This window comes from Plantactinospora solaniradicis, assembly GCF_042658085.1.
GTDB lineage: Bacteria > Actinomycetota > Actinomycetes > Mycobacteriales > Micromonosporaceae > Plantactinospora > Plantactinospora solaniradicis.
In genome coordinates this window covers 35,540-45,757 of sequence record NZ_JBHSPR010000101.1, presented here as the reverse complement: position 1 = coordinate 45,757, position 10,218 = coordinate 35,540, and the positions used below count along the sequence as shown (strand labels likewise).

Annotated in this window: 10 protein-coding genes and 1 pseudogene; 4 read left to right on the top strand and 7 right to left on the bottom strand. The window is 71.9% G+C overall.

Going from position 1 to position 10,218, the window contains the following annotated elements; translation table 11 throughout:
- Positions 1 to 134 precede the first annotated feature (134 nt).
- Genes ACFP2T_RS47040 through ACFP2T_RS47030 form a run of 3 tightly spaced genes read right to left on the bottom strand, consistent with a single transcriptional unit; the run spans position 135 to position 2,256 of the window.
- Complete coding sequence (locus tag ACFP2T_RS47040; RefSeq protein WP_377434343.1) at positions 135 to 713, bottom strand: transcriptional regulator; 579 nt, start codon at positions 711 to 713, stop codon at positions 135 to 137.
- The gene (locus ACFP2T_RS47035; RefSeq protein WP_377434342.1) at positions 713 to 1,864 is read right to left on the bottom strand and encodes a PEP/pyruvate-binding domain-containing protein; all 1,152 of its coding nucleotides are present in this window, start codon (positions 1,862 to 1,864) and stop codon (positions 713 to 715) included. Before ACFP2T_RS47035 ends, ACFP2T_RS47040 begins: the two co-directional genes overlap by 1 nt.
- Positions 1,861 to 2,256, bottom strand: a complete 396-nt coding sequence (locus tag ACFP2T_RS47030; protein ID WP_377434340.1) for a DNA-binding protein — start codon at positions 2,254 to 2,256, stop codon at positions 1,861 to 1,863. The genes ACFP2T_RS47035 and ACFP2T_RS47030 overlap by 4 nt, the downstream gene beginning before the upstream one ends.
- A 602-nt stretch (positions 2,257 to 2,858) precedes the next feature.
- Here ACFP2T_RS47030 and ACFP2T_RS47025 point away from each other — a divergent pair.
- From ACFP2T_RS47025 to ACFP2T_RS47015, 3 genes are all read left to right on the top strand, one after another.
- Positions 2,859 to 3,179, top strand: a complete 321-nt coding sequence (locus ACFP2T_RS47025; protein WP_377434338.1) for a TraR/DksA family transcriptional regulator — start codon at positions 2,859 to 2,861, stop codon at positions 3,177 to 3,179.
- Positions 3,180 to 3,289: 110 nt separating this feature from the next.
- Positions 3,290 to 4,159, top strand: coding sequence for a universal stress protein (locus tag ACFP2T_RS47020; RefSeq protein ID WP_377434335.1), 870 nt, complete (start codon positions 3,290 to 3,292; stop codon positions 4,157 to 4,159).
- Between the two features lie 192 nt (positions 4,160 to 4,351).
- The gene (locus ACFP2T_RS47015) at positions 4,352 to 5,596 is read left to right on the top strand and encodes a PucR family transcriptional regulator (RefSeq protein ID WP_377434333.1); all 1,245 of its coding nucleotides are present in this window, start codon (positions 4,352 to 4,354) and stop codon (positions 5,594 to 5,596) included.
- 37 nt (positions 5,597 to 5,633) lie between these two features.
- On the opposite strand, the gene ACFP2T_RS47010 is transcribed toward ACFP2T_RS47015, so the two are convergent.
- Positions 5,634 to 6,812 (bottom strand): serine hydrolase domain-containing protein, encoded by a 1,179-nt coding sequence (locus tag ACFP2T_RS47010; RefSeq protein ID WP_377434331.1) that lies wholly within the window; start codon positions 6,810 to 6,812, stop codon positions 5,634 to 5,636.
- A 110-nt stretch (positions 6,813 to 6,922) separates the two neighbouring features.
- On the opposite strand from ACFP2T_RS47010, the gene ACFP2T_RS47005 reads away from it, so the two are divergent.
- On the top strand, positions 6,923 to 7,399 hold the full coding sequence (locus ACFP2T_RS47005) for a hypothetical protein (protein WP_377434329.1): 477 nt from the start codon (positions 6,923 to 6,925) through the stop codon (positions 7,397 to 7,399).
- 57 nt (positions 7,400 to 7,456) lie between these two features.
- On the opposite strand, the gene ACFP2T_RS47000 is transcribed toward ACFP2T_RS47005, so the two are convergent.
- The 3 genes and pseudogenes from ACFP2T_RS47000 to ACFP2T_RS46990 all read right to left on the bottom strand — a co-directional run bounded on the left by ACFP2T_RS47000 (position 7,457) and on the right by ACFP2T_RS46990 (position 10,099).
- Positions 7,457 to 8,116, bottom strand: a complete 660-nt coding sequence (locus tag ACFP2T_RS47000; protein ID WP_377434326.1) for a response regulator — start codon at positions 8,114 to 8,116, stop codon at positions 7,457 to 7,459.
- Positions 8,113 to 9,267 (bottom strand): sensor histidine kinase, encoded by a 1,155-nt coding sequence (locus ACFP2T_RS46995; RefSeq protein ID WP_377434324.1) that lies wholly within the window; start codon positions 9,265 to 9,267, stop codon positions 8,113 to 8,115. The genes ACFP2T_RS47000 and ACFP2T_RS46995 overlap by 4 nt, the downstream gene beginning before the upstream one ends.
- Positions 9,264 to 10,099 (bottom strand): annotated as a pseudogene (locus tag ACFP2T_RS46990) (lysostaphin resistance A-like protein). Before ACFP2T_RS46990 ends, ACFP2T_RS46995 begins: the two are co-directional and overlap by 4 nt.
- Positions 10,100 to 10,218 lie beyond the last annotated feature (119 nt).

Sequence of the window (10,218 nt, the reverse complement as noted above, 5' to 3'; positions counted from 1 at the left end):
CCCCGCCAACATTCCACCGCACCAACTCGATCATGACCGGGATTCGGACACCGGGGACATGGTACGCAGGAGCCGCGAAGACGGCCGGTCATGGCCGACGGCGCACCACCCTTGTGTCGGCCTCTACGGCGCGGTTACCGGGTGATGCCGAGCGTGGCGATCAGGTCCTCGTGGAGTTCGAACCAGACCCGGTGACAGGAGTCGACCTCGATTCCGGTGATCCACGCCGGATCATGGTCGGCCTGGGCCAGCGCGGCGGTGAACCGGTCGTGGTAGCCGGCGAATCGGCCCAGGGGTGCGGCAAGAGGCCGTTCGAGGTCGCGCAACTCGCTGGCGAGGTCGGCGAGCTGCCGGAAGGCGTCCGTGGAACTGCCGGGGTCCAACTGCCAGGCGGTGAAGACCTGGGTTGCTCGGACGTTGAGCGGCAGGAACTGTTCGTGGACGGCGGCGACGGTCCCGTGGGCGCCGGCGCGGTTGAGCTCGTCGCGGAGCTGGGCCTCGTTGTGCCGGTACCCGGTCCCGGTGAGTGACCACCCAGCCAGGTCGGCAAAGGAGGATCTGCTGACCCAGCCGTGCGCCTGGGCGTCGAGGAGTTCCTCCCGGGTCTGGTCGGTGTCGAGGCCGAACCGGGAGGCGACGGCGGCAGTATCGGCGAATCCTTTGAGCCGTACCGCGTGGAGCACCAGCAGGTCGATGGGAGACGGATGGGCCATCAGCCACATCCGCAGGTGATGGTGCCGACGGTGCCGTCGACGGTGACGGGGGCGCCGTCGGTCAGGCTGGTCATCGCCTCGTCGGCGCCGACGACGGCGGGGATGCCGAACTCCCGCGCGACGATGGCTGCGTGGCTGAGTACGCCGCCGGTCTCGGTGACGACGGCCGCGGCGAGGCGGAACAGCGGCGTCCAGGCCGGGTCGGTGGTTCGGCACACCAGGATGTCCCCGCGCCGGACGCGGGAGAAGTCATCGACCGAACGCACGAGGCGTGCCGGTCCCCGCACTCGGCCGGGACTGCTGGGCACACCGGTGGCCAGCGGGCGAGCCGACCCCGGGCCGCCGCCGGGGGTGGCCGGGGCGCCGAGGGCGGTGATCGGGCGTGCCTGCAGCAGCCAGATCCGGTCGTCGCCAACCGCCCACTCGACGTCCTGGGCCCGGCCGAGGAGATCCTCACACCGCCGGCCGAGCGCGACGAGCCGGGCTACCTCGTCGACCGTCACGCAGCTGCGGGCCCTGTCGGATTCGGGTACGGGCGAACGCACCAGGCCGTGCTCGCGCAGGTCGAGCCGGGTCTGTTTGGCCCCGATGGTGACCCGGACGGTGTCCGCCTGCGCGGTCGCGACGACCTCGTCGGGGACCACGGCGCCGGAGACGACGGACTCCCCGAGGCCCCAGGACGCGTTGATCACCACCGCGTCGGCGCCGGTCCGGGGGTCGCGGGTGAACAGCACGCCCGCGTGGTCGGCCTCGATCAGCTGCTGCACGAGCACGGGCGCGGCGGGCTCGTCCGCGCCGTCATCGTCGAGGTCGAGGTGCGCCCGGTAGGTGCGCACCCGGTCCGTGTGCGGCGAGGCGGCGCAGCGCCGGATCGCGGCCAGGACCTCGTCGACGCCACGGGCGCCGAGGACGGTATCCAGCTGCCCGGCGAAGGAGGCAGTCGCCGAGTCTTCCGCCAACCCCGACGACCGGACCGCGACCGCCCGGCCGCACAGCCGGCCCAGGTGCTCCGCAACCACGTACGGGTCGACGGCCGGGTCGGTGACGACGAACCCGTCCGGGACAGGAAGGCCGGCTCGCAGCAGCGAGGCGAGCCCGTGGGCCTTGCGGCCGCACGCGGGACCCGCGTCGACGAGTGGGACGACGCTCATGAACCGGCTTCCCCGTCGAGCCGGGCCAGCACTCGCTCGTGCCGCTGCTGCGCCGCCTGAGCGGTCCGCAGGCCCAGCGGTCGGGCGACTTGGGCCCAGGTCAACCCCTCGGCTCGGGCGACGAACAGCAGACCCGCCTCGAGCTGGTCCACCTCGGCGCGTGCGGCGGTCAGCAGCGCGATCGCGGCCAGCAGGTCGTCGGGCAGTTCCAGCGCGCCCCGGTCGGTATTGGCCCGCCACAAGGCCTGACGGATCAGCGTGACCGCGTCGTGTGGCTGGCCGCCGGCCAGCCAGGGCAACCGCGGCAGGTCCTTGCCGCCGCGGGCGGTCAACCGGTCCCGCGCCCACCGCTCAGCGTCCCCGGCGGACTGGTCGTCCCATCCCTCACGCACGCGCCCAGCGTGTCTTTCAACAACTTGTTTGTCAACAGATTGTTGAAAGCTTCGTCGGCAGGCGAAGGGCCGTCGTAGCTCCTGCGGAGCCGTACCCGCCCTTCCGTCGACCGGTCCTCCACGATGTTGGTCGGTGTCGAAGGTCCATCGATTGCCGACGGCCGGCAAGCAAACCCCATGGTTGTTGGCCGGTGACATCCCGTGCCGTCCCTTCGTGCGCGGCGCAGGCTAGGCCCCACGGGCTGTACCGGAGCGAGCGAGGAGGCGAACGGTGACGAGTCACATGCTGACCCCGGTGCCGGGCGTTTGCGCCGCTGGGATGCGGTCTCATTCGGCCGGATATCCGGTACGCGTCGGTCCCGGCCGGCACGAACGCAGGGCGGCGATCGACCCAGCGGCCAGTCCAGGTGACGCGGTGTCGCGCTCGGCGTACGCGCCGGGCCCAGTGCCAGTGAAGCACTGAGCCGGCAACCCGCCCTCGCACGCTCGCACATCCCGTAGTCCGCTCCCCCGCCCCGTGGCACCACCGCACCCGAAACAGCCTGCCGCCCGGCGTGGTTGTCATCCGACCTTGTGCTCGAACCGTGGAAAGGACCAGTGAGGTGACCAGTACCGTGCAGGATCCGATCGACCTGCTCCGCTCCAGCCTGGAGGAGCAGTTCAAGCTATACACCGAGCAGCTCACCGAACTCACCGCGTGCAGCCGGCAGCCGGGCCGCGGCGGCTACGACCGCGACACGCTGACCGCGCTGATCGGATCGGCCCGCCAGGCGCTGGCCGACAGTGCTCGGGCGCTGCGCCGCATGGCCGAGGGCAGCTACGGGACGTGCGAACGCTGCACTGCCGATATCCCGCTGGAACGGCTGGAGATCCTGCCGCACGCCCGGTTCTGCGTTCCGTGCCAACGTCAGCAGACCGGCTGACCCGGCCGGCGCGGGGCGAGCACCGTCGCCGCGCTGGAGCCGCCATCCAGGACACGCTGGGTCCACCGAGCACCCGGGGTTCCGCGCACTCCCGATGTGTGGAGGCAAGAATGGGACGCATCACCATCGTCGTCGGCATCGACGGCTCCGAACAGAGCAGGAGGACAGTCCGGTGGGCCGCCGCCGAGGCGCGAATCCACGCCGCCCCACTGAAGATCCTCACCGCGTACCCGTGGAACGGGCCGTCAGAAGCGCTCCACGGTGTCGGTGAACTGCCGGAGCTCGTTGCGCAACGGTTCGAGCAGCTGGCCGCTACGACCGCCGCCGAGACGCGGGCGCAGCAGCCGGGCATCGAGGTCACCGGCACCGCGGTGATCGGCGACCCGGCCCAAGCCCTGCTGGAGGCCGGTCGAACCGCGGCCATGCTCGTCGTGGGCAACCGCGGACGTGGAGGGTTCGCCAGCCTCGTGCTCGGCTCCGTGAGCCAGCACGTCGCCACCCACGCGACCGGCCCCGTCGTCGTCGTCCGCGGTCGGGCCGACGCCGGATCCGGTCCGATCGCGGTGGGTGCCGACGGCTCGGCCTCGGCACAGCGCGCCCTGGCGCTCGGATTCGACGAGGCGCAGCGGCGCGGCTGCGGGCTCCTCGCCGTCCTCAGCTACCCGCCGCCACCGTACGGAATGGACGTACCGCCGCTGCCTTGTGACCGGGACGCCGCCTGGCGAGACGCGGCCAGCGACCTCGACGCGGCAGTGACGCCATGGCGCGAGAAATACCCTACGGTGCCGGTGAAGACGCTCACCGAGCCAGGGAGCCCGGCGAAAACCCTGGTCGACGTATCCAGGGATGCCACTCTGCTCATCGTCGGCAACCGCGGCCACGGTGCGCTGGCCGGCAGCCTTCTCGGCTCGGTCAGCCAGCAGCTACTCCACCACGCCGACTGCCCGGTGATGATCGTCCACGCCGACCAGGCGCCGTGACCGCGTTGTCCGGGGTGGTGGGCGCGGGGGCGGCCACCCCGCGTGGCCCAGGTGTCACGGGCCACGTCCACGCAGGCGGGTCCGTCGGCGCCGCCGCAGATGACAGGTATCGGGCCTGGGTGAATGCGATGATCGGCGCCGGGCACCAGAACGGGGTGCCGTGGCACCAGTGGCTCGGGAGGCGAGGCAGAGGTGACTGACAGCGCTCGGCGACGCGGCGGGCGGCGGGCGTCGGCACCTGGGCCGGAGGACGGCTGGTTGGTCGATGTCGCCGAAGGCGCCAGCCGCGACGCGGGCGGGGTCCCGGTGGAGTTGCTCGGCGACTATCTGCCGCTGCTCGCAGATGCGGCGGCCTACGGACGGCAGGCCAAGCGCGGCGAACTCGACGCGGTCGGTCTGCTCGGCCGGCGCGCCGCCGAGCAGGGCATCTCCGCAGGACGAGTGGTACAGCTGTACCTGTCCGCGGCGCGGCGGCTGTGGCAGGACCTGCCGGTCGTGGTGCGTTCCCGCGACCGGGAGGCGGTACGCGCGGCCGCCACGGCCGTGCTGCAGGTCGTCGACGACGCGGTCGCGACCCTCGCCGAGGGTTATGCGGTGGCACGCCGTGACCTGGTGCGGCGGGAGGAGGCACTGCGCCGGGAACTGATCGACGATCTGCTGCGCGGCGATTCCGACCTGGGCACCCTGGTGGAACGCGCGGAACCGTTCGGGCTGGACCTCGCCCGGGTCCACCAGGTGGCGCTGGCCGCACCGAGCCGGCGGCTACCGGACGCCGACGCGGCGATCAGCGCCCTGGAGGCGGTCGTGTTCGACCGGCTCGGCGATCGGGACGTTCTCGTCGCGACCAAGGACGGCCTGCTCGTGGTCCTGGCGCCGGCCGACCCCGCAGCGGCGGGCCGGTTGTCGTCCGCGATGGACGCGAGCAACGAACTCGGCCGGCTCATGCACCGCGAGCTCAGTCGGCTGCCTCGCGGACGACCGTGGCGGGTCGCCGTCGGCCGGGCCCACCCCGGCCTGTACGGCATCGCCCGGTCCTACGAGGAGGCCCGCGAGGCACTCGCCATGGCCGGCCGGCTCCACGCGGACACCCCCGTCATCAACGCCCACGACCTGCTCATCTACCGGGTCCTGCTGCGCGACCAACCCGCCATCGTCGACCTGGTCCAAGCCGTACTCAGCCCACTCACGCAGGCCCGGGGCGGCGCCACACCGCTGCTCGACACGCTGGACGCCTACTTCGCCACCGGCGCAGTGGCCACCGAATCGGCGAAACGGCTGCACGTGTCGGTACGCACCGTCACCTACCGCCTGGACCGGGTCAAGACGTTGACCGGTTATGACCCGGCCGACCCCGCCCACCGTTTCACTCTGCAGGCGGCGGTGCTCGGCGCCAAGGTACTCAACTGGCCGCAGGAGTCACTGCCGAACCCCGGATGAACGGACCCGGGTCCGATGAGGGTGCTGTCGGCAGGGGTCAGGCCGGTTGGTGGGACACGACCCCGCGGATTGCCTCGATCATGGCGGCCGTGCGGGGGTCTGGGCCCAGCGTGATGCGGAGTCCGTTCATCACGTACCCGAAGGCGATGCCGCTGGCCGGATCGGCGTAGCCGAGCGAGCCGCCGAGGCCGGGAAAGCCGAAGGCGGTGGGCGACGACCACGGCTGCTCCGGCAGCGGCAGGCCGAAACCGAGCGCCGGCCGGGTCGGCACCATCAGCACCCGGTCGATTCCGCTGACCTGCTCGCGGGTGGCGGCGGCGAGCGTGGTCGCATCGAGGATCCGGACGCCGTCGACCTCCCCGATCAGCCCGGCGTAGAAGCGGGCCAGTGACGAGGCGGTGCAGATGCCGTTGCCCGCGGGGATCTCCGCCGTCCAGGTACGTGGATCGGTGAGCAGGCCGAGCGGCGGGTCGGTCACCATCGTCGACCGGACCGCCAGCGACGTCGGATCGCTGTACGCGGCGAGCGCCTCCCGCAGCGCTTCCGGCACCGCCACGGTGGAGGTGGGCGGGGTGACCGGCTGCTCGACGATCCGGGCGACCCGGTGTGTCTCGGCGGGGGGCAGGCCGATCCAGAAGTCCAGGCCGAGTGGTTTGGCGATCTCATCGGCGAAGTACGTGCCGAGGCTGCGACCGGAGACGCGGCGTACCACCTCGCCGACCAGCCAGCCGTAGGTGACCCCGTGGTAGCCGTGCGCGGTACCCGGCTCCCAGGCGGGTGCCTGTGCGGCCAGCGCGGCGACGACCGGTTCCCAGGTCAACGCCTGCTCCAGCGGCACCGGACGGTCGAGTACCGGCAGCCCTGCCTGGTGGGACAGGAGCCAGCGGACCGGGATGTCGCCCTTGCCGGCCGCCGCGAACTCCGGCCAGTACTCGGCGACCGGTGCGTCCAGGTCGAGCTGCCCGCGCTGGGCCAGCAGGTGCGCGCAGGCCGCCGGCACGCTCTTGGTGGTCGAGTAGACCAGTTGGAGGGTGTCCTCCCGCCAGGCGCGACCGGTGGTGGGATCGGCGACCCCGCCCCAGAGCCGAACCACCTCCCGGCCGTGCCGGTAGACGCTGACGGCCGCGCCGATCTCGGACCGCGTCTCGAAGTTCGCCAGGAACGCCTCCCGAACCGGCTCGTAACCCGCCGCGACGGCGCCACTGACCACGGACATGCGCTTCTCCCCCTGGAGCGTCGGGCCCGGACGACGATCAGCCCAGGCATGCACGTCAGGATATGCTGACATGCTCAGTCAGGGAACCCTGACGAACATATGCTTGCGGGATGGCGGAGGAAATGGTTCCGGGGCACGCGAACCTCATCGCGTTCCGGTTGCCAGACGGGACGCTGAGTACCGACGCCGCAGCACCGGCCGGCACCGCCGCCTACCGGGCCCGGTGTAGTTGCGGTTGGGCCGGAACCAGCGACTATCCGGCCGCCGAAGAGGGGCGCTGGATGGCCACCTCCGAGTGGGGCGGACACATCAGGCCGATCCTGGCCGCCACTCCGCCCGGCTGGCTGCTGGTCCGCTCCGACACTCTTCGGGACAACGTCGCCGAGCTGGCCACTACCTGGCCGTTGCAGGCGCTCGGGGTCCTCGCCGAGGTGGAACGCTGGCAACGGCCGCTGATCGAACGGGCCGTGACGGCGGCCCGGGAGGCCGGGCTCTCCTGGGCCGAGATCGGCAAGGCGCTCGGCATCAGCCGGCAGTCGGCGCACGAGCGGTTCCGCAACGTCGCACCGTCCAAGCCACCTACCTGAGGTCCTCGGCGACGCCCCAATCAGCGCCGTCAGCTCGCGCACCGGCACGAGGAGGTCTCACACCACCAGCCCTGTGCGGTAGGCGTAGACGACCGCCTGTACGCGGTCCCGAAGGTCGAGCTTGGTGAGGATGCGGGACACGTACGTCTTGACGGTCTCCTGGCTGATCACGAGCGTCGCGGCGATCTCGCTGTTGGACAGGCCATTGGCGATGAGGCGCAACACCTCCAGTTCGCGCGGGGTCAGCACGACGTCGGCCGGCGTGCCCTCGGCGGGACGGATCCGCGCCGCGTACCTGCCCACGAGTTGCCGGGTCACCTCCGGTGCCAACAGCGCGGCACCGGTCGCGACGGTGCGGATGCCGTGCAGCAACTGTGCCGGCGGGGCGTCCTTGAGCAGGAACCCGCTCGCACCCGCGCGCAGCGCCTCGTACACGTACTCGTCCAGGTTGAAGGTCGTCACGACGAGCACCTTGACGGGATGCGCCACCCCGACGCCGGCCAGCAGGCGAGTCGCCCCGATGCCGTCGAGCACCGGCATCCGTACGTCCATCACGACCACGTCCGGGTGCAGCCGGCCGGCGAGGTCCACCGCGGCGCGCCCGTCGCCGCACTCCCCCACCACCTCCAGGTCGGGCTGTGCGCCGATGATCGTCGTGAAGCCGGTGCGGATCAGCGCCTGGTCGTCGCAGACCAGGACGCGAACCGGCGCGGTCACGACGGGCTCCCGGTAGGAATGCGGGCCTGCACCACGAAGCCGCCACCCGCCCGCCGGCCCGCGCTGAACTCGCCGCCGAGCGTCCCGACCCGTTCGCGGAGCCCTGCGAGGCCGCGCCCGCTGCCGCCCGGGGACGCGACAGGCGATCCCGAGCCGTCGGTGCTGACCTCCACAGTGGTCTCTCTTTCACCGTGGTGCACGTGGACGGTGGTGCGGCGGCCGTGGGCGTGCTTGAGGGCGTTCGTCAGCGCCTCCTGCACGACTCGATAGGCCGCGACCTCGGCGCTGCCGGTCACCTGCCCCGGCCTGCCATCCTCGGTGAATTCCACCGGCTGCCCGGCCCGCCGGGTCTGCTCCACGAGGGCGTGGAACTCGCCGACGGACGGCGTGCGCGGTTCGGTGCCGTGGTCGGGGTTGAGCAGATCGAGCAGGTGCCGCAGGTCTGTGATGGCCCGCCGGCCGGTGTCGGTGATGGCGGTCAGGGTCTGGTCGAGGCGCTCGGGGGCGGCGGTCAGGTAACGTGCCGCCTCGGCCTGCACCACCATCGCCGTCACATGGTGCGTCACGACGTCGTGGAGTTCGCGGGCGATGCGGGTGCGTTCGGCGGTGCGGGTGGTCTCGGCGACCTCGCGGCGACGTTCCGCCTCGGCGACCCGGGACAGCCGCAGCCAGGCCCCGATGGCCCACGCGAGGGCCAACGCCAGGTAGAACGTCACGAACCCGGCCACGTCTTCGGTCGAGCCGTGCCGGTCGAGCGCGACAGCCAGTGGCACGTACGCGGCGGAGGCCAGGACCACGGTGGTGCGCCGGTGATGTTCCAGATGGGCCGCCGCGCTCAGCAGCGCGATGGGTAGTGCGGTGCCCGCGACCGTGTGGTAGCCGCGGAGCTGGTCGATCGCGAAGCCGAGCGACACCAGCGCGAGGCAGAGAGCGGGCCAGCGCCGGCGCACGGCGAGCGGGAGGCACTCCAGAGCGACCGCCACGACGGTCAGGGCGTCGAAGGGACGGGGCGGCAGGTCGCCGATCCGCGTTCCGATGTTGTGCAGCGCCGGCACCACCGACGCGAGGGCGAGTAGCAGCGCGAACGGGAGATCCCGGACCGTGACGTCCCATTGCCGCCACCGGTCCGGGAACCTCCGGCGATCGATCACGGGGAGACTGTAGCGGTCGTCCGGGCCCCGGTCGCGCGGCGGCGACGCGGGACGATGTGACCGCGACGCCGGGCCAGCCACATGAACACCAGGGTCAGCACCACGCCCGCCGCCACGGTGTACAGGCTTCCCTCCGGGCCGAAGTCACCGCCGGTCAGCAGGGTCGGCCCGACATCGTGGCGTCCAGCAGACCCTTCGACTCGCCGTTACCGGAGACCACGACGCTGAAGATGCCGCCCGCGGCGAAGTTCCAGCCGAAGTGCAGTCCGATCGGCACCCACAGGTTGCGGGTCGCTGCATAACAGGCGGCGAGCATGAAACCTGCCTCGATCGCGATGGCGATCGCGCCCCACAGGCTGGCGTCCGGATTGAGGAGGTGCACCAGGCCGAACACCACGCCGCTGAGCAGCAGCGCGATCCAGGTGCCGGTGCGTTCTTCGACGACGCGGAACAGGACGCCGCGGAAGAGCAGTTCCTCGGTCACGGCGGCGGCGGCCATGAACCCGAGCAGCGCCACCGCGCCCGTCACCGAGCCCAGTCCGTCGACGTGGTAGCCACCGAGGAAGGCGATGTTGACGATGACGGCCGCGAACATCCCTGCCCCGATCAGCATCCCCCGGGTGACCCGGCCGACGGCACCGGTCCGGGCCACCTCCGTGGGCGCGCGGCGTTCGGTACGCCGCACCACCGACGCGTAGACACCGATCGCGAGCACGGCCGTCACGATGCCAAGAGCCAGAGCGAGCCAGGCGTTCCCCTGTACCGCGACGACGGCCTGGCCGCCGACGAAGGCAACCGCGGCAACGGCGACGAGCTGCTTCAACAGACGCATGAGGCTCCTCCACGAGGTACCCGCGGCCGGAGCGCCGCGACTGCGTCGAACGCTATGGAGTCGCCGGCCAGGAATCGTCACCGCACGGTGGACACTCGCGGGTAGCTCGCGCGGGGGAC

Excerpts from the sequence above, each read along its gene's own strand:
- ACFP2T_RS47035 (WP_377434342.1), bottom strand. The coding sequence starts at position 1,864 with ATGAGCGTCGTCCCACTCGTCGACGCGGGTCCCGCGTGCGGCCGCAAG.
- ACFP2T_RS47040 (WP_377434343.1), bottom strand. The coding sequence starts at position 713 with ATGGCCCATCCGTCTCCCATCGACCTGCTGGTGCTCCACGCGGTACGG.
- ACFP2T_RS47005 (WP_377434329.1), top strand. The coding sequence starts at position 6,923 with ATGGCGGAGGAAATGGTTCCGGGGCACGCGAACCTCATCGCGTTCCGG.
- ACFP2T_RS47020 (WP_377434335.1), top strand. The coding sequence starts at position 3,290 with ATGGGACGCATCACCATCGTCGTCGGCATCGACGGCTCCGAACAGAGC.
- ACFP2T_RS47010 (WP_377434331.1), bottom strand. The coding sequence starts at position 6,812 with ATGTCCGTGGTCAGTGGCGCCGTCGCGGCGGGTTACGAGCCGGTTCGG.